Here is a 25,676-nt window from a genome sequence, read left to right as displayed (position 1 = left end):
TTATGCCGTCTGCCGCGACACTCGACCCGGGGCGCCACGCGGACCTGATGTCCTCTTGACGCTGCCGCACAAGCCTGAGCATGTATGTCCGGACATTATACCGTGGCCCGGGGCTGCATCGCCAGCCTGAAATGCCCAAGCCGAGATAAGTGCCCAATGCTGCTGCTGATCGACAACTACGACTCGTTTACCTACAACCTGGTACATTATTTGGGCGAACTTGGTGCCGAAATGGTCATTCGTCGAAATGATGCGCTGGATGTGCAGGAAGCCATGGCCATGAATCCGGCGGGAATCCTGCTGAGCCCGGGCCCCTGCGACCCCGATCAGGCCGGGATCTGTTTGGCCCTGACACAGGCTGCCGCCGAGACACAGACACCCCTGCTGGGAGTCTGCCTCGGGCATCAGACCATCGGTCAGGTTTTTGGCGGCAAAGTCATACGCTGCCATGAGATTGTGCATGGCAAAATGGGCACGATGCATCACACGGGCACGGGGGTGTTTACCGAGCTGCCATCGCCCTTTGAGGCCACCCGTTATCATTCGCTGGTCGTCGAACGCGACACCCTGCCCGACTGCCTGGAAATCACAGCCGAGTTGGAAGACGGCACGATAATGGGTTTGCAGCACAAGGAATTGCCGATCCACGGCGTCCAGTTCCACCCGGAATCCATTGCATCCGAGCATGGGCACGCCTTGCTTAAGAACTTCCTGCAAGAACTGAAAGTCCCCGCATGAGCGACACCTTGAAACCGCTGATCGGAGCTGCGGCCGATCGCCCTCTGACCCGCGATGAAGCGGAACAGGCCTTCGGCATCCTCTTCGACGGCGAAGCGACACCCAGTCAGATTGGTGGATTGCTGATGGCGATGCGCACGCGGGGTGAAACGGTCGATGAATATGCCGCCGCGGCCGCAGTGATGCGGGCGAAGTGCCACGCCGTTTCGGCGCCTGAAGGTGCAATCGATATCGTCGGCACCGGCGGCGACGGCAAAGGCACCCTGAACATCTCGACCGCGACCGCCTTTGTCGTGGCCGGAGCAGGCGTCACCGTAGCAAAGCATGGCAACCGCAACCTGAGCTCGAAATCCGGTGCAGCGGATGCGCTGGGTCAAATGGGCATCAACGTGATGGTTGGACCGCAAGTCGTTGAAAAGGCGCTGAAAGACGTTGGCATCGGTTTCATGATGGCGCCAATGCACCACCCGGCCATTGCGCATGTCATGCCGTCCCGGCAAGAACTGGGGACGCGCACAATCTTCAACATTCTCGGCCCCCTGACCAACCCGGCCGGTGTCAAACGCCAGTTGACCGGGGCCTTCAGCCGCGACCTGATCCGCCCGATGGCTGAGACTCTGGGTCTTTTGGGCGCAGAACACGCTTGGCTGGTTCACGGCTCGGATGGAACTGATGAATTGACCATCACCGGCATCAGCTGGGTGGCCGCTTTGGAGGATGGGGGCGTCAAGATGGTCGAATTGCATCCCGAGGACGCAGGTCTGCCGGTTCACCCATTTGAAGACATTATCGGCGGCACACCCGAAGAGAACGCGGCTGCATTCCGGGCTTTGCTGGACGGCAAAACCTCGGCTTACCGCGACGCGGTTCTGCTGAACGCAGCCGCAGCACTGGTGGTTGCCGACGCCGCAAAGGATCTGCGTGATGGTGTCGCGAAAGCATCCGAGAGCATAGATAGCGGACGCGCCAAGGACAAAATCACTGCGCTGGCCCGCATGACACAGGAAGCCGCATGACCGAGACCGTTCTGGACAAAATCAAGGCCTACAAGCTCGAAGAAATCGCTTCAGACAAGGCGCATAAGTCACTGGAAACACTGGAAAGCGAGGCCAGAGATGCCCCCGAGGTGCGTGGCTTTACCAAAGCTTTGCAAAGCGCCTCGCGTCAGGGCTATGGGCTGATTGCCGAGGTGAAAAAGGCGAGCCCGTCCAAAGGGCTGATCCGGCCCGACTTCGATCCCCCGACGCTGGCCACGGCTTACGAGGAAGGCGGAGCGACCTGTTTGTCTGTCCTGACGGACACACCCAGTTTTCAGGGCGCCAAGGAGTACCTGACGCAGGCCCGGGATGCGACGTCTTTACCGGCGCTGCGCAAAGATTTCATGTATGACCCTTACCAGGTGGTCGAGGCGCGTGCGCTCGGAGCGGACTGCATTCTGATCATCATGGCCTCGGTGGAGGACGAACAAGCCGCCGAGTTGGAGCAGACGGCGTTTGACTGGGACATGGATGTGTTGATCGAGGTGCATGACGAGGCCGAACTGGACCGTGCAGGCGTGCTCAAAAGCCCATTGATCGGGATAAACAATCGTAACCTCAAGACCTTCGAGACAACTCTTGATACGACGCGGCGGCTGTCCAAGCTTGTGCCCGCAGACCGGACGATCGTGTGCGAGAGCGGGTTGAACACGCCCGAAGACCTGTCCGACATCGCCCGCTATGGCGCACGGTGTTTTCTGATCGGCGAAAGCCTGATGCGGCAGGACGATGTGGCCTCTGCGACCCGTCAGCTACTGGCCAACCCTTTAATCCCCGGGGTGATGTGATGCCGTTGACCCATTTCGACGCGCAGGGACAAGCCCATATGGTCGATGTGTCCGACAAGGCCGTTACGGATCGCATGGCCATCGCCGCCGGATACGTTAGGATGGCACCGGAAACCTTTGAAATCATTTCGGAAGGCCGCGCAAAAAAGGGGGACGTTCTAGGCGTTGCGCGTCTGGCAGGGATCATGGGTGCCAAGAAAACGCCGGATCTGATCCCTCTGTGTCATCCTTTGCCGGTCACCAAAGTATCGGTAGAGTTGACGCTTGATCCCGACCTCCCCGGCGTTCAGATCGAGGCCACCGTCAAGACATCCGGCCAGACGGGTGTCGAGATGGAAGCGCTGACAGCGGTCTCAACCGCGGCTCTGACCGTTTACGACATGATCAAGGCCGTTGATAAGGCGATGGAGATTGGCGGTATTCGAGTTCTGCTGAAAGATGGCGGCAAATCAGGGCGTTACGAGGCGACATGATCAGCGTAGAGGACGCACGCGCCCTGCTGTTCGATCTGGTTGTGCCGACACCCGTCGAACAGGTTCCCCTGGCACGATCCGCTGGTCGCGTTCTGGCGAAGGACGTGACGGCTGCTCGGGATCAACCTCCATTTGCCGCATCGTCAATGGACGGATATGCAGTCAAAGCGGCCGAGGTCGAACTGCACGCGATGTTCAAGGTTATTGGCGAGGCCACTGCCGGCGGTCGCTTTGACGGCACGGTCGGCGCCGGCCAGGCCGTGCGCATTTTTACAGGAGCTCCGGTGCCCGAAGGTGCCGATTTTGTTGTCATTCAGGAAGATGTCGAGCGGCGCGACAACCTGATAACCATCACGGATACACCAAAACCCAAGACCAATATCCGACCGTCTGGTGTGGATTTCGCCGCGGGCACGACCATCCCGGCGCCGCGCCTGATCCGACCGGAAGATGTCGCGCTGATGGCCGCGATGAACATCGCGCAGGTTCCGGTTGCGCAAAAACCTGTCATTGCCCTGATTTCAACGGGGAACGAGTTGGTTATGCCCGGCGAGAAACCGGGTCCGGACCAGATCATCGCGTCGAACACGTTTGGGCTGCAAGCCCTGCTGGAAGGGCTTGGGGCGCATGTGCGGGTGCTACCCATCGCGCGGGACACGGTGGCGTCTCTGGAAACCGCGTTTGGTTTGGCGCAAGACGCGGATTTGGTGGTGACAATCGGCGGCGCGTCGGTCGGTGACCACGATCTTGTCGCGGACGTGTCGCAGGGTCTGGGGATGGAGCGGTCGTTCTACAAGATCCGTATGCGCCCCGGCAAACCGCTGATGGCCGGTCGTCTGGGCAGCGCGGCCATGGTTGGGCTGCCTGGCAACCCGGTCAGCGCGATGGTTTGTGGGTACCTGTTCCTTGCGCCCATGGTGCGTCGGATGCTGGGTCTCGATGAGATTCTGACCCCGTTCAAACGCACCCGACTGGCGGAACCGGTCGCAGAAAATGGCCCGCGAGAGCATTACATGCGCGCGGTGCTCGACGAAAATGGCATTCGGGTGTGTGAGGATCAGGACAGTTCCCTGCTCAGCGTTCTGGCCCAGGCCAACGCCCTGTTGGTGCGTCCACCGCATGCTCCGCCATTGCAGGTCGGGGATGAGGTCTTGTACCTGCCGATCTAGAATTTCGGCAAATCCGTTGACACAAAACGTGAACATGCGTAGAACAAAAGAAAACGCATGAGCGACGAGGTGTGAGCGATGCTGACCAAGAAGCAATTGGATTTGCTGGAATTCATCCACAAACGCGTGCAGGCGGATGGTGTTCCGCCGAGTTTCGATGAAATGAAGGCCGCGCTGGACCTCAGGTCGAAATCCGGCATTCACCGTCTGATCACAGCTTTGGAAGAACGCGGGTTCATCCGGCGTTTGGCCCACCGGGCCCGGGCCATAGAGATTGTGAAACTGCCGGAAAGCCTGGGCGGGCAACCCACCGCCGGGTTCACGCCCCGCGTGATCGAGGGCGACAAACCAACCGGCCCACGGCCCGCCAATTTCGAGCCCGTATCGGTCGACGCCATGGAGTTGCCGGTAATGGGACGGATCGCCGCCGGTGTTCCGATCGAAGCCATCAGCCATGTCTCGCACCGGGTCGCTGTGCCCGGGACGATGGTGTCCGGCAGCGGCGAGCACTACGCGCTGGAAGTGCGCGGTGACTCGATGATCGACGCCGGAATCAACGATGGCGATGTGGTGGTGATCCGCGAAACCTCCGTTGCAGACAATGGCGACATTGTCGTTGCACTGGTCGAGGATCAGGAGGCGACGCTGAAACGGTTCTTCCGCCGGGGTCAGGCCATCGCGCTGGAGGCCGCGAACCCGGCCTATGAAACGCGCGTCCTGCCCGAGGACAAGGTCAAGGTTCAGGGTCGGCTGGTGGGTCTGATCCGCAGCTACTGATCGCTGTTCTGAAGGCGGCCGCTCGCCGCCTTGGGAGACCAGAGGCGATGCCCGGTCATCGCCGTGCTGCTTGTCATTTGCCCGTCCGAAAAAGACAGGCTACCCGTTATGAACAGGCGGTCCGGATCAAACACGCGGCACGCACCTTGTAGGGTCAGGGCAACCGATGAGACAATGATTTGGTTTTCCTTGCACTCGTAAAAGCCTTCCGCCGCCCGCTTTCCGGTAAGGTGTATGACTTCCTTGCCGTTCCAGTCGTACCGTCGAACAAGGTCTGTCTCTTCTGGCCATCGACCCGCCGCCTGAGCCTGATCCACCCCGTCTCCATCATTTTCGAGCCAGACCGTGGCGACAAATCCGCTGCCTTTGTCTTTGCTCAGCGCCCGGCCCTGATCGGTCATGACACCCACCAGCCCGCCGGATTCGGCCACCAGAATGTCCGGGCGATGTCCTTGATCCCAGGACAGAAACGCGACCACAACCGGCAGGAGGCCCGCCCATCTTGCACGCCCCTGCCACAGGGCAATCCAAAGCGCGCCCAATGCGATCAGCGGCAGAACAAACCACGGCGGGCTGACCACAAACCCCTGGGCCCCCTCCAGACCGGACACCCAGTTCGCGACCTCAAGAATCCAACCTAACCCAACGCCCATTACCGTCAGAGCAAGTGATTCCAATCCAATAGGGGCCAGCAGCGCCGCAACAACCGCCGAAGGAACCACAACCGTACCCATGACGGGCACGGACACCAGATTAGCCAGCAACCCGTAATGCGACATCGTGTTGAAATGCGCGGCCCCAATGGGAGCGGTCGCCAAACCCGCAATGGCTGATGACATGAGAACGCCGACAACAGGTCTCAGCCATTTCGGGCCCGGTGTGGGACCGAGATCTCGCAGAGCCCCAAATACCGCCACCAAAGCCGTGGTCGCGGCAAACGACATCTGAAAACCGGGGCTCAGCAAGGATTCAGGACGCAAGAACAGAACGATCAGGGCCGCGACGGCGACGGCGCGTAAAGAAATCGCCCGGCGGTCGATAAGCACGGCACCCAGCATGACGCTGACCATGACAAAGGCCCGTTCGGTGGCAACATTCCCACCTGACAGCATCAAATAGATCACAGCCGCGATCAGCGCCATCACCGCGGCGACTTTTCGAACAGGAATGCGCAAGGCCAATGACGGCACGGCTGACAAAGCGATCCGGCCCGCAACGAATACGAATCCCGTCAAGAGCCCCATATGCAACCCGGATATGGCCAGCAAATGGGCAAGGTTCGACGCGCGGAGCGCATTGAGGGTGTCCTGCCCCATACCGCTGCGGTCCCCGGTGGTGACGGCGGCGGCGAACCCGCCCACCTCACCCGGAAGGATGCTGCGCACATGGTCCGATATGGCCATACGCCATGCGGTGATCCGGACGCCGTCGAGCGCCTCTTGCGGCGGCGCGATGGTCAGGATCGGCACGCGGGTGTACCCGATTGCGCCCAGGCGCTGGAACCATGCATGGCGACGAAAATCAAAACCTCCAGGCTCCACAGGGCCCTGGGGTGGGGACAGATAGGCCGTTGTCATGATCCTCTGACCCGGCGCAATCTGGCCGTGATCTCCGTGAACGGAAATACGGATGCGCTGCGGCCGGCGATCCAGCGGCACGTCCCCAACGCGCACCCGGTCCAGCGTCAGCCGCAACGCATCCGAGGCAGAGCGGTCCATGGCCACAACCCGCCCCTCGACAGGGCCATAGTAGCGCCATGACAGAACCGGCTCTGCCATCATGTGGGCGCGTGCACCGGCGAGAAAAAAACCAGCGGCGACCAGCACCCCCCCGATGGCCAGGGCTCTCCAGCCGGGCGGCAGCACCCTGCACAACCCGATTAACACTAAAGCCAGCCCGGCGAGACCGGCATAAAGCGGCCAATGCGGTTCGAACCGCAATCCGAAATAGAGGCCGATGCCGATGGCCAGACACACCGGCGACCAAGGGAACAGGAACCCGGTCTGGTGCAGCAACGCGGCCTCGACCCGTGCCAGAACACGCATGGTTGCCCCCGTCCTTCGGGCTCGTTAGACAAGCGCCAAACTATGCCCGACGCGGTTACCAAAAGGTTAATCAAGAACATGTCCGATCAGGTCATCACCCGTTTTGCCCCCTCGCCCACCGGATTTCTGCACATCGGTGGCGCGCGCACGGCGCTGTTCAACTGGCTTTACGCGCGGGGCCGCGGCGGCAAGTTCCTGCTGCGGATCGAAGATACCGACCGGGAACGGTCGACACCTGAAGCGACAGACGCGATTCTGCAGGGTATGAAATGGCTTGGCCTTGATCACGATGGCGACGTGATTTCTCAGTTCAAAGGGGCGGCACGTCACGCCGAAGTGGCACATCAGCTGCTGGCCGAGGGCAAGGCCTACAAATGCTTTGCAACCCAGGACGAGATCGCCGCTTTTCGGGACCAAGCCCGAGCGGAGGGCAAATCGACCCTGTTCCGCAGCCCATGGCGGGACGCGGATCCTGCGTCCCATCCGGATGCGCCATTTGTCGTGCGCATCAAGGCGCCTCAGGACGGAGCGACGGTCATACAGGATCGGGTTCAGGGTGACGTCACTATCCGAAACGATCAGCTGGATGACATGGTCCTGTTACGGTCCGACGGAACACCTGTCTACATGCTGGCGGTTGTGGTGGACGACCATGACATGGGCGTGACCCATGTGATCCGGGGCGACGATCACCTCAACAACGCAGCCCGTCAGATGATGATCTATGAGGCGATGGGCTGGGACATTCCGGTCTGGGCGCATATTCCCCTGATTCACGGGCCCGACGGCAAAAAACTCAGCAAGCGACATGGGGCTTTGGGCGCCCAGGAATATCAGGCCATGGGTTATCCTGCCGCCGGGATGCGGAACTATCTGGCCCGTCTGGGCTGGAGCCATGGGGACGACGAGTTCTTTACCGATGATCAGGCCAAAGCGTGGTTTGATTTGGACGGAATCGGCAAAAGCCCGGCGCGTTTCGACCTGAAAAAGCTGGAAAACCTGTGCGGTCAGCACATTGCCATCTCGGATGATGCCGCGCTGCGGCATGAAATTGAGGGTTTTCTGGCCGCAGCCAAGTTGCCCCCTCTCACGCAGACACAATTGGGTGATCTCGAACGTGCGCTCTATTGCTTAAAAGATCGCGCGCGCACATTCCCTGAACTGCTTGAAAAAGCTCATTTTGTTCTAACCGAACGTCCGATATCCCCGGATGACAAGGCCGCTAAGGCCCTAAGCTCAGTATCCGATGGTATACTGGGAGAATTGACGCCGCAGCTGCAAAATGCTAGCTGGTCCCGGAGCGAACTGGAGGAGGTCCTGAATTCTTTTGCAGAGTCAAAAGAACTCAAGTTCGGCAAACTGGCGGGTCCGCTGCGGGCCGCGCTGGCAGGTCGGGCGGTAACTCCGTCGGTTTTTGACATGATGCTGGTGCTGGGGCGCGACGAGACCCTGGCCCGGCTTTCTGAGGCAGCGACCTAAACCCAAGCTTCATAATCGGGTAACGCTGCTCCACTAACACCCGGACTGCGCGCCCGCGCGCAGCCGTTGCCCGCAAGGTCGGACAGCGTGCCGATCTGCGCATGAATGAAGAAGGGACAACCATGACTGACAGCAACAAAACGGCCACATTGACTGTTCATGGCAAAGACTACGAGTTGCCGGTTTACTCGCCGACTGCAGGGCCTGACGTTGTGGATATTCGCAAGCTTTATAGCGATGCAGGTGTGTTCACATACGACCCCGGTTTTACCTCGACCGCCAGCTGCGACAGCACCATTACCTATATCGACGGTGAAAAAGGCGAATTGCTGCATCGCGGGTATCCGATCGACCAGTTGGCCGAAAAATCTCATTTCCTCGAAGTCTGCTATTTGTTGCTCTACGGCGAACTGCCGGGCGCCAAGAACCTGGAAACCTTTGAGACCACGATCACCCGGCACACGATGCTGCATGAGCAGATGCAGTATTTCTATCGTGGCTTCCGCCGGGATGCGCATCCGATGGCCATCATGGTGGGCGTTGTGGGTGCGATGTCGGCCTTCTATCACGATTCAACAGATATACATGACCCGCGCCAGCGCGAGATCGCCTCGCACCGGCTGATCGCTAAGATGCCGACAATCGCGGCGTGGGCGTATAAATACCATAACGGTCAGCCCTTCGTGTATCCGCGCAACGATCTGGATTATGCGTCGAACTTCCTGCGCATGTGCTTCAGCGTTCCCGCGGAAGAGTATGAAGTGAACCCGATCCTCAGCCGCGCGATGGACCGGATATTCACGCTGCATGCGGATCACGAGCAAAACGCATCGACATCGACCGTGCGTCTGGCATCGTCTTCGGGCGCAAACCCGTTTGCCTGCATTGCCGCCGGTATTGCTTGCCTGTGGGGTCCGGCCCATGGCGGCGCAAACCAGGCCTGTCTGGAGATGCTGGAAGAGATCGGATCGGTGGATCGCATCCCGGAGTACATTGATCGCGCCAAGGACAAGGACGATCCGTTCCGTCTGATGGGCTTTGGTCACCGGGTTTACAAGAACTTCGACCCGCGCGCGAAGGTGATGAAACAATCGGCGGATGAAGTTTTGGATTTGCTCGGCATTGAGGACAATCCGAAGCTTCAGGTCGCCAAAGAGCTGGAGCGCGAAGCTCTGGAAGATCCGTATTTCGCCGAGAAGAAGCTGTTCCCGAATGTCGATTTTTACTCGGGCATCATTCTTGAGGCGATGGGCTTCCCGACCTCGATGTTCACACCGATCTTTGCGCTGTCGCGTACGGTTGGCTGGGTCAGCCAGTGGAAAGAAATGATCGCCGACCCGCAGAACAAGATCGGCCGTCCGCGTCAATTGTACCTTGGCGAAACGCTGCGCGACTATGTCGATATCGAAAACCGCTGATCGGTCATAAAACACTAGAAACGCTCCGGATTTTTCGGAGCGTTTTTTGTCAGAAAAGGCTCAACTGATCCCCCGCCTGCGGGGGTTTTGAAAACAAATCACACCGCAGAGGATCGGATCGTGTGGCCAGTCCCAAACGCTTCACCGCCAGTTTGAACCGTTTGGCAACCATCTCGGCATACTCCCCTTCGCCGCGCATCCTGTGTCCCCAGCGGGGATCGTACTCGCGCCCCCCGTGCATATCGCGTAACCGTGACATCACCTTTTCAGCCCGCGCAGGTTCATGCGTCGCAAGCCAGTCCTGCCACAGCCGCGAGACTTCCCGGGGCAGTCGCAACATGATCCAGCTGGCGGCATCTGCACCTGCGTCTCGTCCGGCTTGCAGCAGGTCCTCCAGCTCGTGATCCGTCAGGCCCGGAACAATTGGAGAGGTCATAACTCGAACCGGAACCCCTGCCCCGGTTAATCGCCGGATCATGGTGAGACGCCTTTTGGGAGACGGCGCGCGCGGCTCCATCCGGCGCGACAGCGCCGCATCCAATGTCGTCAGCGAGATGCCGACGCGCACCAGACCGTTGACGGCCATGTCCGACAGGATATCCAGGTCCCGCTCGATCAAGGCGCCCTTGGTCACAATGCCAATCGGGTGATTAAATGCCTGCAGCACCTGGAGGCAGGACCTTGTGATCAAACGGTTTTTCTCGACCGGCTGATACGGATCCGTGTTCGTCCCCAGGGCGATTGGGGCAACACGGTAGGATCGGGACGACAACTCTCGCCGCAAGACTTCAGCCGCATTCGGTCGTGCGATCAGACGGGTTTCAAAATCCAACCCGGGAGACAGTCCCAGATAGGCGTGGCTTGGGCGGGCAAAGCAGTAAACGCATCCATGTTCACACCCACGATATGGGTTGACCGACCGGTCAAATGGCAAATCGGGCGACTTATTATACGTGATCAGACTCCGCGCCACCTCGTCGCTGACCTCGGTCCGCAAAGGCGGCAAGTCGTCGTCAGCGTCCCATCCATCATCCGTTGCAGCAGTCGCGAAGCGCTCGAACCGGCCGACCTCGTTCGAGGCCGTTCCGCGACCTCGGGTTCGGGTTTGGCTGTTCAATTTGTTCTCTATTTGTTCCATTTCTGGACCATAGGCAATATGGCAATGCCCGACAAGTCATACGTGTGCGCAAGGCACTGAATCGGTGCATCTGGCCCAACAATCGCATCTGTCCGGCGAACTGCTTTTTTTGCCGTAACCTGAACCAAATACAGGATGATCTTGCAGATTATTCTGTCGTGGGATGCGAGATTTTGCCGTATAGGTCGGTCCCGAAACTGCCGAGGTCGCAATCGTCACAGTCAAGCTGCGGCAATTTGGCGAAAAACGGAAAAACGCCACCAAGGGCCAAGCGCCCCCACAGCTCAGGGAATCGCCCCATGTCTGATGAAGAAGACATCGTCCTGTCCGAACTGAACGACGACGAGCTCGTCGAACAGATGTTTGATGATCTTTATGACGGCCTGAAAGAAGAGATCGAAGAAGGCGTAAACATTCTGCTGGAACGCGGTTGGATGCCTTATGACATTCTGACCAAAGCGTTGGTTGGCGGCATGACGATCGTTGGCCATGACTTCCGCGATGGCATCCTGTTCGTACCCGAGGTTCTGCTGGCCGCCAACGCGATGAAGGGCGGCATGTTTATTCTCAAGCCTTTGCTGGCCGAGACCGGTGCGCCCCGCGTCGGCAAGATGGTCATCGGTACGGTCAAGGGCGATATCCACGACATCGGCAAGAACCTTGTATCGATGATGATGGAAGGTGCCGGCTTTGAGGTGGTCGACCTGGGCATCAACAACCCGGTCGAGAACTACATGGAAGCGCTGGAATCCGAACAGCCCGACATTCTGGGCATGTCCGCCCTGCTGACCACCACCATGCCTTACATGAAGGTGGTGATCGACACGATGGTGGAACAAGGTTTGCGCGATGACTATATCGTTCTGGTCGGTGGAGCACCGTTGAACGAGGAATTTGGAAAGGCCATCGGTGCCGACGCCTATTGCCGTGATGCGGCCGTGGCCGTGGAGACAGCCAAAGAGTTTGTTGCGCGCAAACACAACCAACTGGCGGGTTGACCGCGAGACACTGCAGAGAAGGTCCGCTCTTTTCATACAAGGGCGGACTTTATGACCGGAGCTGCGGCATGTCGAACCGTATGTAAACGTGCGAAGGCTTGCCTTGGCCAAACTGATCCAAGCATGATGCACCCAAGGGAGCACTTGAATGCGACAGGACCAACTGCCAGATGATTCCAGCCTGACGACACAGGGCTTTGTCGAAAGTGGACCCCAGTCGCGCATCCTGTTGCTGGCCTGTGGCGCTTTGGCGCGTGAGATTCTGGACCTCAAGAAACGCAATTGCTGGGATCACATGACCCTGACCTGCTTGCCCGCAATTCTTCATGTCTATCCTGAACGCATCACTGAGGCGGTCGAAGAGGCTGTTGCCAAGCACCGCGCGGAGTACGACCAGATCTTTGTGGTTTATGCCGATTGCGGCACGGGCGGTCTTTTGCAAAAGGCGTGCGACCGTCTGGGCGTGGAAATGATCAAAGGGCCGCACTGCTATTCCTTTTTTGAAGGAAACGACATCTTTGCGGCGCGGGGGGATGACGAAACCACCGCGTTTTACCTGACCGACTTTCTGGCCCGACAATTCGACGCTTTTGTCTGGAAACCGCTGGGATTGGATCGACACCCGGAATTGCGCGACATGTATTTCGGGAATTACACGAAACTGGTCTATCAGGCTCAAACGGACGATCCGGACCTGACGGAACGCGCACGTGCATGCGCCGAGAGGATGGGGCTGGCGTTTGAACGGCGTCTGACCGGGTATGGCGATCTTGAATCCACCCTAACCGAATGGGCTCATCGACCGCAGCAAACCTAGGTCAGTGTACGCCAGATTTCATGTCAGGCGTTTTCCTGCGCCACCTGACGAATGCGTTCGATCATGGCCCGCAGCCCATTTGAACGTTGTGCCGAAAGATGATCGTTCAACCCCAGCCGGGCAAGCTCTCCCCCGGCGTCCACTTTTGGCACCTCAGCCAGGGGCAGACCGTTGTAGAGCGAGCGCAAGACCGCGATCAGTCCTCGTACGATCAGCGCGTCACTGTCGCCATCGAAGCGAAACACGCCGCCATCGATCACCGGGTGCAGCCAGACCTGGCTGGCGCAGCCGTCAACTTTGGTTGCGGGGACTTTAAAGGCGGAATCCAAAGGCTCCATCGCCTTGCCCTGCTCGATCACATGGCGGTACCGGTCTTCCCAGTCCTCCAGAAACTCGAAATCCTCGACAATATCTTCAAAGGCGGGCGTTGCCATGACGCGGCGATCCTTCCGTTGCGGTCACATTTGTGACCTATGTCGACGATAGGCGCCTGTCCAGCCCCTCGCGCGGCTTTTCAAAGCCCAGAAATTGCGCTAACCCATTGCCAGAATTCCTGCACAAAGCTCCGGGTCTATGCAAAAAACTCTGTCCGTCCTCATGATCGCCGCCCTGACCCTGTCTGCCTGCAACAGTTGGCGCGACTCGCGTGTGAACCCATCGAACTGGTTTGGGTCCAGCAGGCCCGCCCCCGTCGAGACACCGCCGGATGAAGCCAACGCCTTGGTTCCGCAGCAAGGTGATGGTCGCGGCCTGTTTGCACGCCCCGAGGAAGAGGACAGAAGCGTGCCGATCACCAAGATTGACGAGTTGCGGATTGATCCCACACCCACGGGCGCAATCGTCTATGCCGCTGGAACTGGCCAACGTCAGGGCGCGTACAACGCCCGTCTTGTCCGTGTTGACTCCGAAGACAATCAGAAAAACGGCGTTCTAGAGTTCACCTTCCGGGTAACCTATCCCACATACGCGACGCGAGAGGGCACGGAGCGCTCCCGGATGGTGTCAGATGCGATCAACGTCAGCAGGCAGGACCTGGAGGGCATCCGTCTTGTGCGCGTGGCTGGTCAGCAGAACGCCTTGGAGTCGCGGCGGCGCTGAGCGGCGTCAGAGCGAGACGACCTGAACCACCTGTCCCTTCGCAGCAAGGGCGATTTTGCCTTCACACAGTTTCACGGCGTCCTCACCAAACACCTCGAACCGCCAGCCTGACATTGCGGGCAGCGTGCGCTCTCCTGCAGCGATCTGATCCAGCTCGGAGCTGGTGGCGATCAGCTTGGCGGCAACGCCCGAGCTTTCGGTTTTTGACTTCAGAAGGACCCGCAACAAATCCGCCAGCGCCGGATTGACCTTGATTTTTTCGCGGCTGTTATCAACTTGCGGCAGAGCGTCTGCCGTGCACTCCACCCCCTGCCTGACGGCGATCAATATCCCGTCGGCAATCGGACCCTTGCGGGCTTCACGTAACAACAGACGCGATCCGCCCAGATCTGACAGCGTTTTTGGTTTGATCGACGCCATCTCGATCAACGCATCGTCCTTGAACACCCGGCTTCGGGGGATATTGTTGTCCTGCGCGTAACCCTCGCGAAACTGCGCCAGCTCGCGGACCACGGCTAGGAACTTGGCGGAATTCGTGCGTGTCTTGACCCGTTTCCATGCGTCCTCGGGCCGAACAATGTAGGTTTCCGGTTCGGTCAGGGTGCGCAACTCTTCGGCCACCCAATGGCTGCGTTTTGATTTCTCAAGCTCCGCCGCAAGGTATTCGTAGATCGCTCGCAAATGGGTCACATCTGCCAGTGCATAGGTCTTTTGCGCCTCGGTCAGCGGACGGCGCGACCAATCGGTAAAACGAGAAGTTTTGTCCACACCCTGCTTGCAGATCTTGCGCACCAGCGTCTCGTATCCGACCTGCTCGCCAAAGCCACACACCATCGCCGCGACCTGCGTGTCAAACAACGGCTTGGGAAAGACTGCGGCTTCGACCCAGAAAATCTCAAGATCCTGGCGCGCTGCGTGAAACACTTTGACGACGTTTTCGTCGCGAAACAGATCATAAAGCGGGTCCAGGGACATCCCGTCAGCCAGCGGATCGACCAGCACCGCGCTGTCCTCGCCCTCACCCGGCACGGCCAACTGTATGAGACAGAGTTTCGAGTAATATGTGCGTTCGCGCAGGAATTCCGTGTCCATTGTGACATATGGGTGTTGCGCAGCGGCCTTGCAGAAATCGGCCAGCTCTTGCGTCGTCGTCAGGGTTTTCATGCGCCGTACTATTCTTGCTCTTGTTCTTGTGACTGCCCGTCTTTTTCCACGTCCCGAGCGATACCGGCGACCATAAGACGAATAACAACCATGTGTAAATCACCCAGAGGGGATCATGGCAGCAGAACCGGCACCCTGCGCCCGGCCGCAAAACGCCTCAGTACCGCCGGATACAGCTTGTGTTCCCAGACCAACACCCGCGCGGCCAACGTCTCTGCCGTGTCGGAGGTTTCAATATTCACACGGGCTTGGCCAAGGATCGGCCCGTCATCCAGCGCCGCGGTCACCTCGTGCACGGTACAGCCATGTTCCGTATCGCCTGCCGCCAACGCGCGGGCATGGGTGTGCAACCCCTTGTATTTGGGCAACAGTGACGGGTGAATATTCAGCATGCGCCCCTGAAAACGCGACACGAAATCGCCCGTCAGAACCCGCATGAAACCGGCAAGACATACAATGTCGGGCTGTGCCTTTTCCAATGGCTTCAGCAGCTCGGTCTCAAACGCAGCGCGATCGCCTTTGAACGGACGGTGATCGACAACTGCAGTTGGGATGCCCCGATCCGCAGCCTTCTGCAAGCCACCGGCCTGCGCATCGTTGGACAAAACCAGACAGGGGCGCGCGGGATGGTCCCTGATCATGCTGTCGACCAGCGACACCATGTTGGACCCGCCCCCGGAAATCAGGATCGCGACGCGCTTGTGGCTCACAACAATGTACCTGAATAGCGCACGCCAGGGGTATCGGTGACTGTTCCGATCCGGGCGACCGTTTCACCCGCCTCAGACAGCAAGGCGGTCAGATCATCGGCACGATCTTGGGCACAGACAACGATCAGACCGATGCCGCAGTTAAAGGTCTTGAGCATCTCTGCCTCGGCGATCCCGCCGGTGTCGGCCATCCAGCGAAAAACCGGTGGCAAATCCCATGCGCTCAGGTCAATCGCGGCGCCGCAGCCATCCGGCAGGACACGCGGCAGGTTTTCGGTCAGACCGCCGCCGGTGATATGCGCCAGCGCATGCACGCCGCCGACCTGGATTGCCGCCAGCGCGGGTTTGACATAGAGGCGCGTGGGCACCAGCAGCGCCTCACCTAGCGTGCCTTCGCCAAACGGAGAGGCAGCATCCCAGCCCAGCCCCGACATCTCGACCAGTTTGCGGACAAGTGAATACCCGTTGGAATGCACGCCGTTCGAGCTCAGCCCCAACAGGACGTCCCCGGCCTGCACGCCACACGGCAGGTCCGCACCGCGCTCCATGGCGCCGACCGAGAACCCGGCCAAATCGAAATCCCCATCCGGGTACATGCCCGGCATTTCGGCGGTTTCCCCCCCGATCAGCGCGCAACTTGATTGCGCACAGCCATCGGCGATGCCTTCGATAATCCGTGCAGCGGTTTCAGTGTCCAGCTTGCCGGTTGCGAAATAGTCGAGGAAGAACAACGGTTCTGCCCCCTGACAAATCAGGTCGTTGACGCACATCGCCACCAGATCTATGCCCACGCCATCGACGAGGCCGGTGTCAATTGCGATCCGCAGCTTGGTGCCGACGCCGTCCGTGGCCCCGACCAGAATGGGGTCCTCGTACCCGGCAGCTTTGAGATCGAACAGCGCGCCAAACCCACCCAGACCGCTCATGACCCCAGGGCGTTTGGTCCGTTTGGCGGCGGGCTTGATCCGGTCGACCAGAGCGTTGCCTGCATCGATATCCACGCCCGCATCGGCATAGGTTATTCCATTCTTGCCCGCTGTCATGGCCAGTCCCTTATGAGTGCTTTGCGGCGGGTTAGTCGATTGTGCGCCTTCATGCAACGGTCAGGCTTGACGCGGGCGTTCACCGTGATACCCAAGGCGCTCAGGCGGGCCTGTAGCTCAATTGGTTAGAGCAGAGCGCTCATAACGCTTTGGTTGGGGGTTCGAGTCCCTCCGGGCCTACCAGAAAAAACAATAAGTTAATAATTTTATTATATTTACTTCCCTATGGGGTGTAAAATCCCGCTAAAATGAAATCAAACACTAAGCTTGCCGACTGTCCATCTGCCACGGATGGTGGCTTTGTATCAGTTACGGCAGAAGGTGCAGATGGTTCGGACAAGACAAGGAAAACAATGCGTGACTTTCTCGAATCTCGTTCTGTGTGGGCATGCTATGTCTCCAATAGAAAAGGGCGATCCGAATGGATCGCCCTTTGGTACGTTCTGATACCGTTTTTTCGTTGACCGACTTAGCCCAGAACCGGATAGTCAATCCCATTCTAGGTGCAGAACCACCCCTAAGAGATTAAGCTAATGAAGAATTTGACTATGCTAATTGCCGTGTCAGCGCTTACTGTTGGCTGTGCGAGCATTCCTCCGGTTAACACGAGTACGATCAGCACGACACCCGCCAGCTCTGCGGCATTTGCCGAAGCCAAAAGAGCAGCCCGAGCATGCACAGGCCTTCCAGACGAGCAAGAAATGCTTCGCAGGTTTCGTGCACTCGGATACCGAACTCCTGCCGGTCCTGACACCGATTCAAATGAGGGATCTGCAAACGAAAATGCCTTTATCCTAGGGCCACTTGTACAGCATGACGACGGCAGCGTTATCGTTCAGGCCGGTACCGGGTATTGCTATGTTGGCCTTCGCAGCATGACGCCGGAGCAAAGCCGCCAACTGGCTCAGATTCTTGTTTCGAAATACGGCGCCACGACAAACGCAGAAAACGGTCAGGGATTGTCAGACCACGCTGTACAGGCTTGGCGGGTCCAAAACGGCGGTGTTCCAAAGGTTTTGATCGCTGCAAACAAAACGTGGCCTTGGGACAGAGGTCTTTGGCCAGACGTACCCGGCGCAGCAGTCACCCTGATGACAGAATAAGGTAGCTGGTATTCCGCTCTTATACTTGTTGCGGCATCTAATACAAAAGGCCTCGTAAAAGCAGAGCCTTGTGCTGGTTTTCCAATCGCTCCCGCTCCTTGGAGTCCAAAGTCGTCCTATTCAGCCCAGATCGATCTCTGTAAGTAAGCTGAGACACGTACTTAAGTTGCTCCCGATCAACCAACACCCCCCTCACTCACTCAACAACGCGTCCAGTTCCTCCGGGGTAAACTGCCACTCAAAATACCCCCCATCGCGGCCGCCATGGACGTAGTTCCCGTGGCTGCCCGCAACCCCGGTGTCTTTGTGGACCGCCCGCAGGTATTGGTCGAACTCGAACGGGTCGATCCAGTAGGCGGCGCTCTGCAGCATGATGTAGTAATCATAGGCCAGCGGTTCGTCGAACCTGCCGAAGTCGTTCTGTAGGTAATCCAGCATCTCGGCGCAAAAGATCGCCATGTTGGCGCGCACCTGCACTGGCAGCGGCGCGAGGTCTTCGTCGCCATTCACCACCTCTCGTTGTGAGGCGACCCAAAGCTCGGAGGCAACCGATTCCACCAGATCGGACCGCAGCCAGGTCAGACAGGTATCGCCTGCATCGATGAAGCCCGACAGCCGCTCGACCCGTCTTTCGTCGCGTTCGTCATACCACTGCCAGAGCGGCAATAGCGCAGCGAGCGTGGCCCCTCCGACAAACCCTTTTTCGGCAATCTTAACAATCCCGGTGAAAACCATACCTGAGCCCCCAAACAATCAATAAATCTGGGGTCAGGATGCCATGCCCGAACAAATTCACAAAATTGCGGCCGTTATGCAGGCATATTCGGGCCGTGTTAGCGACCGATGATGATATCCGCGCATAATCCGCCCAGACGCTCGCTTTCACCAAGGCGCAGCGTGCCGCCATGCGCACGGGCAATATCGGCGACGATAGCCAGCCCAAGGCCCACCCCGGTGCCCTGGTTCTGATTGCGCGCTGGATCCAGACGGGTAAACGGCTTGACCGCTTCGGTGCGCTGGTCCGGGGGAATGCCGGGGCCGTCATCCTCGACCCGGATGCGCATCGATTTGGGTGTCACGCTCAGGCTCAACTCTGCTTTGCTGCCATAGCGCACGGCATTCCCGATCAGGTTCTCGACCGCGCGCCGCATGGCCGTGGTGCGCAGCATCACGCTGCCCTGCCCCTCGACCTGAACCAGCGCGGCGGAATTCCCTGCCCGGTTCGCATCATCGACGATCTGGCGCAGAAGAACCTCTGGCTCGACCTCCTCGGGTGTCCCGTCCGAGGCACCCCGGGAAAACTCCAGAAACGCGTCCAGTAAGGACTGCATCTCGGTCACGTCCCGTTGCAAGGGCGCTGCCTCGTCCTCGGGCAGCATCGACAGCCCCAGTTTCAGGCGCGTCAGCGGTGTGCGCAGATCGTGGCTGACCCCGGACAGCATCAATGTGCGCTGTTCCATCTGGCGTTCGATCCGCGATCGCATGTCCAGAAACGCGTTGCCTGCCGCACGCACTTCGACCGCGCCACCAGGGGAATAGGGCACAACGCGGCCGCGCCCGAAGGCCTGGGCAGCGTTGGCTAATCGGGTGATCGGGCGCAATTGGTTACGCATGTACAAAAACGAAATCGAGGTCATGATGACCGCGAAAAACACCATTGTCACAATAAGTTGGTGCGGCGCGGTCGGCGACAGACGCCGCCGGTCAAAGATCAGTTCCATCGTGCCCAGATTCGTTGCCAGATATAACCGCGCCTCTTGTCCGCTGGGCAGCGCCACCGCCTCAAGCTCCGGCAATTGGGCGCGCAAATCCGCCTCGACCTGCGGGGCGATGAAATCATACCAGCGCCGTATGTCGATCTGGGGGTCGTCAATCCCCCCCGGAAAGCGGACCTTCATTTCAAGCGCCGCAAGATCGGGGCGCAGCGCGGCCAGCGCCTGCTGTTGCGTTTCGGCCTCAGACACCACGCCGAGCACCAGATTGACTTCACGCGCGGCGGCACCGGTCATCTGAGTGGTCACATCCTCCAAATGCCTTTGCAGGAAAGCAATTCCAACCACCAGCAACACCACGACCACCGGCAGGACCAGGATCAGCGCCGCCCTGACATACAGGCTGCGCGGCATATAGGGTTTGAGCCATTGCGTCGACATGCGCTAAACCTAGCGGGCCGCCCCGACAAGAGGAAGAGTGCAGAATGCAGGCACCCGACGATTTTGCCCCGCCCCCCGGCGTCGCAATGGAGTTGCAGCCGGGACTGCAGCGCATTCTCGCCCCGAACCCCTCGCCGATGACCTACCGCGGCACCAACACCTATCTGCTGGGGGCGCGAGACGTTGCGGTCATCGATCCCGGACCGCTGGACGACGCCCACTTACAGGCGATCCTGACCGCATTGCGCCCGGGACAGAGGATCAGTCACATCCTTGTCACGCACAGCCATCTGGATCACTCTCCCCTGGCCGCCCCGCTGGCCGCCCGAACCGGCGCGCCCGTTCTGGCCTTTGGCGGGCCCGAGGCCGGGCGCAGCGCCGTGATGACCCGGCTGGCGCAACAGGGTCTTGCGGGCGGCGGCGAAGGCATCGACACCGTGTTTCGTCCGGACATCGAGGTGCAGGACGGCGCATGGATCGAGGGCGAAGACTGGAAGCTTGAAGTGATCCACACACCGGGGCATCTGGGCAATCACATCGCGCTGGCCTGGGGCGATATCTGTTTCACCGCCGACCATGTGATGGGATGGGCCAGCTCTTTGGTGTCCCCGCCCGACGGGGACCTGACCGACTTCATGGCCGCCTGCCGCAAACTCCGGGCGCGCGACTGGTCGATCTTTCACGCCGGACATGGCGCGCCGATCACTGACCCGAATGGTCGGCTTGATTGGCTGATCCGGCACAGACAGGTGCGCGAGGCGCAGATCCTGACCGCACTTGAGGACACGCCAGCAACAGCAAGGCAACTGGCAGAGCGCATATACACGGACACCCCCGCCGCATTACTGCCGGCTGCCGAACGTAACGTCTTTGCTCACCTCATTGATCTGACGGGAAAATCCAAGGTTTCGCCTGACGGACCATTGTCTGCAACGGCCCGTTTTCACAGGCTCCCGTAGCCTGAACAACAAAATTGCGATTCGCCGACGTTCCCCTCTGGACGCCGAAAATCCGGGTTGTTATATGCGCCCTCAGTTCCGGCGTAGCTCAGCGGTAGAGCAGTTGACTGTTAATCAATTGGTCGTAGGTTCGATCCCTACCGCCGGAGCCAAAATCCCGATCTCTGCGTTCTCAACGCGAAGGCCGCTCAACCCCTTCCCGTCACGACCGCGTTTTTCCTATACCGTCATGGTCTCGTCAGAAGACGGAAAATCCGGATCAGCCGATTGGCTTCGACTTTCAGAGGTTTCACATGGAATATCGCCATGCGACCAACGAGGTCCGGTTTTTCCAGAAATTCCTCGACCGTATGCATGTGCCGGCGGTTTGCATAGTCGTCGAATAGCAGCGTGACCGGGCGCGTGATGTTGAAGGCGGTTGCCAAGGCACAACCGACACGAAATCGCCCGTCCACAAGAACCACGTCCGGGTGCTGAAAATCATCGCTTTGCCAAATGGACAACGGATACCGAGGAAAACGCGCCCAGTTTTCATCATCGACCGGAAATCCCCATTCCCTTGTTGCGCCAATATTGACCCAGCGAACATTGACCTGCGTGTTAGCCGCAGGCGGGTTCTGTTTGAACCAACGCTGCATCTTGCGCGCCCAGTTTCGATCGCTTTCCACGCTGAAAACAGTTTTGGATTCCATTTCAGAGGCCAACACGGTCGACCCGCCGGACCCATATTCAAGAATAACGGACGCCGTCTCATAGGTCTCGCGAACCAAGTCCTGCGCGTCCTGCGGCATCTTGAGAATGGGTCTGTCTACGGGTTCGGTCTTCAAGCCTGATTTCCTCGGCAACGTCGCGAACCTTGTTTACCACCTCCGGGATCGACATACAGGTCTGCACACCGCTTTCGCGTGTGGTGTGTGTTCTTGCCGCAGTCATTGGTTTTCTGTCGGCCTCCAATCCGAATTCACATCTTCCGGTCCGGTTCATTTTTGTACAAAAAACAAGCTCCGACCTCTGGACGGGGCAAACCCGGATTGCTATACGGCGCGAACCGTTCCGGCGTAGCTCAGCGGTAGAGCAGTTGACTGTTAATCAATTGGTCGTAGGTTCGATCCCTACCGCCGGAGCCATTCCTCCCAACCACCACCGCCTTACCCCGTCAGCGCGTTTTCAAACTCGGCGCGCAGTTTGCGTTTGAGGACTTTTCCGGTGGCGTTCAGGGGTAGCGCATCGACAAAGACCACTTTGTCCGGCACCTGCCATTTTGCGATTTTGCCGTCGAAGAAGGTCAGCAACTCCTGTTCGGTGGGTGTTTCCCCGTCTGCTTTGACCGCCACCAGCAGGGGGCGTTCATCCCACTTCGGATGCGGTACGCCCACTACGGCAGCCGTCGCCAGTTTCGGATGCGCAACCGCGATGTTCTCTAGTTCGACCGAACTGATCCACTCTCCGCCGGATTTGATGATATCCTTTGAACGATCCCGGATCGTCATATACCCGTCCGGGTCCAGCGTCGCCACATCACCGGTCGCGAACCAGCCCTCCTGCAGCAAACCCTGATCCTGGAGCTGGTAGTAACTGTCGAGCACCCAGTGTCCGCGCACCATCAGGTCGCCTTGCGTTTCGCCGTCATGTGGAAGGTCGTTTCCATCATCATCGACGATCTTCAATTCGACACCATAAGGCGGTCGGCCCTGGCTTTCGCGCAGCCTGTGCTGGTCTTCCATCGGCAGTTCAAGGTGCTTGGCCAACGGGTTGTTCGTGGTGCCCAGCGGGCTCATCTCGCTCATGCCCCACGCATGAACCGTGTCGACGCCATAGGTTTCGCGGAAGGTCTCGATCATCGATGGCGGGCATGCCGCCCCGCCGATCACGGTGCGTTCGAGGCTTTTTAGCTTGCTGCCGGACGTGGCCGCATGCGCCAGCAACCCTTGCCAGATCGTGGGGACACCCATGGCCAGCGTGACGCCGTAGGTGTCGATCAGGTTGACCAGCGCCTCACCGTGCAAATCCGGGCCCGGCAGAACCATGCGAGAGCCAGACATAGCGCAGGCGTAAGGCGATCCCCACGCATTCACATGGAACATCGGCACAACCGGCATCACCGCGTCCATCGCTGAATATCCAATGACGTCCCGTGTATTCGACCCAAAACTATGCAGGACAGTCGACCGGTGCGAATACAAAACACCCTTTGGGTTGCCCGTGGTTCCCGAGGTGTAGCAAAGGCTCGAAGCTGTGTTTTCGTCAAAGCTGGGCCATTGAAAATCCGGATCGCCGGTTTCTATAAGATCATCGTAGAATTTCAGGCCGGGGATTTGCGATGCGGCGCCGTCCTCTCTCGGCCCCATCAGCACGAAATGACGGACTTCGGTCAGGCTCTCGCGCAACGCAGCGACCAGAGGGATGAAGGTTGCATCAAAAAACAGCACCCGGTCCTGAGCGTGGTTGATGATGTATGTCAGCTGCTCGGGAAACAGGCGCGGGTTGACTGTATGACAGACAAATCCCGCACCTGAAACAGCATAGTAAATCTCCAGATGCCGCCGGTTGTTCCAGGCCAGCGTCCCCACCCGGTCTTGAGGCGCCAGACCAAGTTTTGTCAGCGCTGAGGCCAGTTGTCGCGCATGTCTGGCGACTTCGGACCAGTTGGTTCGCGTTACCGTGCCATCGGTTTCGACCGAAGTGATCTCGGTCTCACCGTGATAGCGCGCGGCATGATCAATCAGTGACGAGATCAGCAAAGGCTGCGTCATCATCTGTCCCAGCATGGACATCCTCCCGTTTTTCGGCGCGGTTTTTGCGTGTTCGCGCCTTCTTGCGCCTTTTCGCAAACGCGCAGTACCGATGCACCACCCGCCGGCCAAGACGTTGTCTCAGGAGGAACCCTGCCAATCATTTAATTGTCTGACAATAAAAGAATGCAGCCTGCCCTTACGGCAAGCCGCCCGAAATGTGCCTAATCCCGGTGCCGCAATGCGTAATCGACCAGCGCTGCGGTGGATCCATCCTTTCTGCTGGCGCTTTCGTCCCCATCGACAATCGGCCCTAGAGAGGTGGCCAGTTCCTTGCCCAGTTCAACGCCCCATTGGTCGAAAGAGTTGATCCCCAGCAGAACCCCTTCGACAAAGACCCGGTGTTCGTACAGGGCGATGATCTGGCCCAAAACAAAAGGTGTCAGCTTCGGGTAGATCAACGTGGTCGACGGGCGGTTGCCCGGAAAGACGCGATGCCGGGCCTGACGCTCCAATTCATCACCCACCAAACCCTTCTCTGCCATCCGTGTGCGGGCCTCGTCCAGCGACCGGCCCCGCATCAGGGCCTCGGACTGCGCCAGACAATTGGCCAGCAGCAATCTGTGGTGATGCGCCAGTTCCGGCTCGTGGCCCTCGGCGGCAACCATGAATTCGCAGGGAATCACATCGGTGCCCTGATGGATCAGCTGATAAAAAGCGTGCTGGCCATTTGTGCCGGGCTCGCCCCAGACAACCGGTCCGGACGGAGCGGTCAGAGAGCCGCCATCCATCGCCACCGATTTGCCGTTCGATTCCATCTCAAGCTGTTGCAAATACGCAGGCAGGCGCAGCAAACGCTGATCGTAGGGCAGTACCGCGCGGCTGCCGTAGCCCAGCACCTGACGATGCCAGACGCCGACCAATGCCAGCATGACTGGAACATTCTCATGCCAATCGGCCGAGCGGAAATGCACATCCATCGCCTGACCGCCACGCAAAAACGCATCGAACGCATTGGACCCGACCGCAATCATCACCGGCAGGCCCACGGGCCCCCAGACCGAGTAACGCCCACCAACCCAGTCGGCAAACCCAAACACGCGATCCTCGGGAATCCCGAAGGCCTGCGTCTTGTCCAGCGCGCTTGAAACAGCGGCGAACTGAAGCGCCGTATCCCCGCCCCCATCCGTCATCCAAGCGCGCGCGGTGCGCGCATTCGTCATGGTTTCGATGGTTGTGAAGGTCTTTGAGGCAACGATAACCAGCGTCCGTTTGGGATCAAGCTGTCGCAGCGTATCCGCGATATGTGCACCATCGACATTCGAGACGTAATGCAACCGGGGTCCGTCATGATACGGAGCCAAAGCGAGTGTGGCCATCACCGGCCCCAGATCAGACCCGCCAATGCCGATATTCACCACGTCGGTAAAGCTGCCCCCTGCCCCGGTAACGGTTCCCCCGCGCACTTCTTCGGCAAAAACGCGCATGCGCTGCAACGTGTCCAGAACATCCGGCATAACGTCCTGCCCATCAGCATCGACCCGACCGCCATCCAGATTGCGCAGGGCCGTGTGCAACACGGCGCGCCCTTCTGTTTCGTTGATCTTTGCGCCGGAAAACATCGCGTCACGGCGGGCAGCCAGATCCGCCGCCTCGCACAGCCCGATCAGCCCTTTGCGGATTTCGGAATCGATCCCGGTCTTGGAATAGTCGAACAACACATCGCCGGTTGACGCAGAAAAGCGCTGTGCCCGTTCCGCGTCAGCCTCAAACAGCGCCATTATGCTGCGGTCCTGGGTCGCTGCGGCCAGGGATTTCAGCCTATCCAATTGCATGT

Annotated in this window: 24 protein-coding genes and 3 tRNA genes; 16 read left to right on the top strand and 11 right to left on the bottom strand. The window is 59.2% G+C overall.

The window, feature by feature from the left end:
• The first annotated feature begins 156 nt into the window (after positions 1–156).
• From ACR3ES_RS13135 to lexA, 6 genes are all read left to right on the top strand, one after another.
• A complete protein-coding gene (locus ACR3ES_RS13135; protein ID WP_170434970.1) occupies positions 157–738 on the top strand; it encodes an aminodeoxychorismate/anthranilate synthase component II in 582 nt (193 codons plus the stop codon).
• Complete coding sequence (gene trpD / locus ACR3ES_RS13130) at positions 735–1,754, top strand: anthranilate phosphoribosyltransferase (RefSeq protein WP_170434924.1); 1,020 nt, start codon at positions 735–737, stop codon at positions 1,752–1,754. Before ACR3ES_RS13135 ends, trpD begins: the two co-directional genes overlap by 4 nt.
• Positions 1,751–2,563, top strand: coding sequence for an indole-3-glycerol phosphate synthase TrpC (trpC, locus tag ACR3ES_RS13125; RefSeq protein WP_170434926.1), 813 nt, complete (start codon positions 1,751–1,753; stop codon positions 2,561–2,563). Before trpD ends, trpC begins: the two co-directional genes overlap by 4 nt.
• On the top strand, positions 2,563–3,036 hold the full coding sequence (gene moaC / locus ACR3ES_RS13120; protein WP_480425451.1) for a cyclic pyranopterin monophosphate synthase MoaC: 474 nt from the start codon (positions 2,563–2,565) through the stop codon (positions 3,034–3,036). Before trpC ends, moaC begins: the two co-directional genes overlap by 1 nt.
• The gene (locus ACR3ES_RS13115; RefSeq protein ID WP_170434929.1) at positions 3,033–4,205 is read left to right on the top strand and encodes a molybdopterin molybdotransferase MoeA; all 1,173 of its coding nucleotides are present in this window, start codon (positions 3,033–3,035) and stop codon (positions 4,203–4,205) included. The genes moaC and ACR3ES_RS13115 overlap by 4 nt, the downstream gene beginning before the upstream one ends.
• 78 nt (positions 4,206–4,283) lie before the next feature.
• The gene (gene lexA / locus ACR3ES_RS13110) at positions 4,284–4,982 is read left to right on the top strand and encodes a transcriptional repressor LexA (RefSeq protein WP_170434931.1); all 699 of its coding nucleotides are present in this window, start codon (positions 4,284–4,286) and stop codon (positions 4,980–4,982) included.
• Here the strand turns inward: lexA and ACR3ES_RS13105 are convergent.
• Positions 4,976–7,027: a ComEC/Rec2 family competence protein gene (locus ACR3ES_RS13105; RefSeq protein WP_480425449.1), complete on the bottom strand. Its 2,052-nt coding sequence runs from the start codon at positions 7,025–7,027 to the stop codon at positions 4,976–4,978. The genes lexA and ACR3ES_RS13105 overlap by 7 nt on opposite strands.
• A gap of 78 nt (positions 7,028–7,105) precedes the next feature.
• Here ACR3ES_RS13105 and gltX point away from each other — a divergent pair, with 78 nt between their 5' ends.
• Together gltX and gltA are read left to right on the top strand one after the other, a co-directional pair.
• Entirely contained in the window at positions 7,106–8,506 is a 1,401-nt protein-coding gene (gltX, locus tag ACR3ES_RS13100; protein WP_170434972.1) for a glutamate--tRNA ligase, read from the top strand.
• A gap of 122 nt (positions 8,507–8,628) precedes the next feature.
• Positions 8,629–9,924 carry a citrate synthase gene (gene gltA / locus ACR3ES_RS13095; RefSeq protein WP_170434936.1) on the top strand — a complete coding sequence of 432 codons (1,296 nt, stop codon included), beginning with the start codon at positions 8,629–8,631 and terminating at the stop codon, positions 9,922–9,924.
• Between the two features lie 49 nt (positions 9,925–9,973).
• Here gltA and ACR3ES_RS13090 read toward each other — a convergent pair whose 3' ends face one another.
• Positions 9,974–11,062 (bottom strand): PA0069 family radical SAM protein, encoded by a 1,089-nt coding sequence (locus tag ACR3ES_RS13090; RefSeq protein ID WP_170434938.1) that lies wholly within the window; start codon positions 11,060–11,062, stop codon positions 9,974–9,976.
• Between the two features lie 299 nt (positions 11,063–11,361).
• Between ACR3ES_RS13090 and ACR3ES_RS13085 the strand changes: the two genes are divergently transcribed.
• Together ACR3ES_RS13085 and ACR3ES_RS13080 are read left to right on the top strand one after the other, a co-directional pair.
• Entirely contained in the window at positions 11,362–12,060 is a 699-nt protein-coding gene (locus tag ACR3ES_RS13085) for a cobalamin B12-binding domain-containing protein (RefSeq protein ID WP_170434940.1), read from the top strand.
• Between the two features lie 148 nt (positions 12,061–12,208).
• The gene (locus tag ACR3ES_RS13080; RefSeq protein WP_170434942.1) at positions 12,209–12,877 is read left to right on the top strand and encodes a DUF1638 domain-containing protein; all 669 of its coding nucleotides are present in this window, start codon (positions 12,209–12,211) and stop codon (positions 12,875–12,877) included.
• A 23-nt stretch (positions 12,878–12,900) separates the two neighbouring features.
• On the opposite strand, the gene ACR3ES_RS13075 is transcribed toward ACR3ES_RS13080, so the two are convergent.
• A complete protein-coding gene (locus tag ACR3ES_RS13075) occupies positions 12,901–13,311 on the bottom strand; it encodes a SufE family protein (protein ID WP_170434944.1) in 411 nt (136 codons plus the stop codon).
• Positions 13,312–13,450: 139 nt separating this feature from the next.
• Here ACR3ES_RS13075 and ACR3ES_RS13070 point away from each other — a divergent pair, with 139 nt between their 5' ends.
• Positions 13,451–13,975 (top strand): hypothetical protein, encoded by a 525-nt coding sequence (locus tag ACR3ES_RS13070; RefSeq protein ID WP_170434946.1) that lies wholly within the window; start codon positions 13,451–13,453, stop codon positions 13,973–13,975.
• A gap of 6 nt (positions 13,976–13,981) precedes the next feature.
• Here ACR3ES_RS13070 and rnd read toward each other — a convergent pair whose 3' ends face one another.
• The 3 genes from rnd to purM form a co-directional block, all read right to left on the bottom strand.
• Positions 13,982–15,139, bottom strand: coding sequence for a ribonuclease D (gene rnd / locus ACR3ES_RS13065; protein ID WP_480425447.1), 1,158 nt, complete (start codon positions 15,137–15,139; stop codon positions 13,982–13,984).
• Positions 15,140–15,252: 113 nt separating this feature from the next.
• Entirely contained in the window at positions 15,253–15,849 is a 597-nt protein-coding gene (purN, locus tag ACR3ES_RS13060) for a phosphoribosylglycinamide formyltransferase (protein ID WP_170434949.1), read from the bottom strand.
• Positions 15,846–16,892 carry a phosphoribosylformylglycinamidine cyclo-ligase gene (purM, locus tag ACR3ES_RS13055; RefSeq protein WP_170434951.1) on the bottom strand — a complete coding sequence of 349 codons (1,047 nt, stop codon included), beginning with the start codon at positions 16,890–16,892 and terminating at the stop codon, positions 15,846–15,848. The genes purN and purM overlap by 4 nt, the downstream gene beginning before the upstream one ends.
• 106 nt (positions 16,893–16,998) lie before the next feature.
• Between purM and ACR3ES_RS13050 the strand changes: the two genes are divergently transcribed.
• Positions 16,999–17,075, top strand: a tRNA-Ile gene (locus ACR3ES_RS13050).
• A 518-nt stretch (positions 17,076–17,593) separates the two neighbouring features.
• A complete protein-coding gene (locus tag ACR3ES_RS13045; RefSeq protein WP_170434953.1) occupies positions 17,594–17,995 on the top strand; it encodes a hypothetical protein in 402 nt (133 codons plus the stop codon).
• A gap of 192 nt (positions 17,996–18,187) precedes the next feature.
• Here the strand turns inward: ACR3ES_RS13045 and ACR3ES_RS13040 are convergent, their stop codons facing one another.
• Both ACR3ES_RS13040 and ACR3ES_RS13035 read right to left on the bottom strand, forming a co-directional pair.
• Positions 18,188–18,730 (bottom strand): hypothetical protein, encoded by a 543-nt coding sequence (locus ACR3ES_RS13040; RefSeq protein ID WP_170434956.1) that lies wholly within the window; start codon positions 18,728–18,730, stop codon positions 18,188–18,190.
• Positions 18,731–18,828: 98 nt separating this feature from the next.
• The gene (locus ACR3ES_RS13035; RefSeq protein WP_170434958.1) at positions 18,829–20,148 is read right to left on the bottom strand and encodes an ATP-binding protein; all 1,320 of its coding nucleotides are present in this window, start codon (positions 20,146–20,148) and stop codon (positions 18,829–18,831) included.
• 44 nt (positions 20,149–20,192) lie between these two features.
• Between ACR3ES_RS13035 and ACR3ES_RS13030 the strand changes: the two genes are divergently transcribed.
• Positions 20,193–21,107: an MBL fold metallo-hydrolase gene (locus ACR3ES_RS13030; protein ID WP_170434960.1), complete on the top strand. Its 915-nt coding sequence runs from the start codon at positions 20,193–20,195 to the stop codon at positions 21,105–21,107.
• A gap of 77 nt (positions 21,108–21,184) precedes the next feature.
• A tRNA-Asn gene (locus ACR3ES_RS13025) sits at positions 21,185–21,259 on the top strand.
• A gap of 75 nt (positions 21,260–21,334) precedes the next feature.
• Here the strand turns inward: ACR3ES_RS13025 and ACR3ES_RS13020 are convergent.
• Complete coding sequence (locus ACR3ES_RS13020; protein ID WP_480425445.1) at positions 21,335–21,934, bottom strand: hypothetical protein; 600 nt, start codon at positions 21,932–21,934, stop codon at positions 21,335–21,337.
• 225 nt (positions 21,935–22,159) lie between these two features.
• Between ACR3ES_RS13020 and ACR3ES_RS13015 the strand changes: the two genes are divergently transcribed.
• A tRNA-Asn gene (locus tag ACR3ES_RS13015) sits at positions 22,160–22,234 on the top strand.
• A 21-nt stretch (positions 22,235–22,255) separates the two neighbouring features.
• On the opposite strand, the gene ACR3ES_RS13010 is transcribed toward ACR3ES_RS13015, so the two are convergent.
• Together ACR3ES_RS13010 and pgi are read right to left on the bottom strand one after the other, a co-directional pair.
• A complete protein-coding gene (locus ACR3ES_RS13010) occupies positions 22,256–23,875 on the bottom strand; it encodes a long-chain-fatty-acid--CoA ligase (RefSeq protein ID WP_170434264.1) in 1,620 nt (539 codons plus the stop codon).
• A gap of 188 nt (positions 23,876–24,063) precedes the next feature.
• Positions 24,064–25,674 carry a glucose-6-phosphate isomerase gene (gene pgi / locus ACR3ES_RS13005; protein ID WP_170434266.1) on the bottom strand — a complete coding sequence of 537 codons (1,611 nt, stop codon included), beginning with the start codon at positions 25,672–25,674 and terminating at the stop codon, positions 24,064–24,066.
• Positions 25,675–25,676: the final 2 nt, after the last annotated feature.

This window comes from Ruegeria sp. B1 (assembly GCF_056535885.1).
The sequence above is the reverse complement of the archived record's forward strand: the minus strand, read 5'-3'. Positions and strand labels throughout refer to the sequence as shown.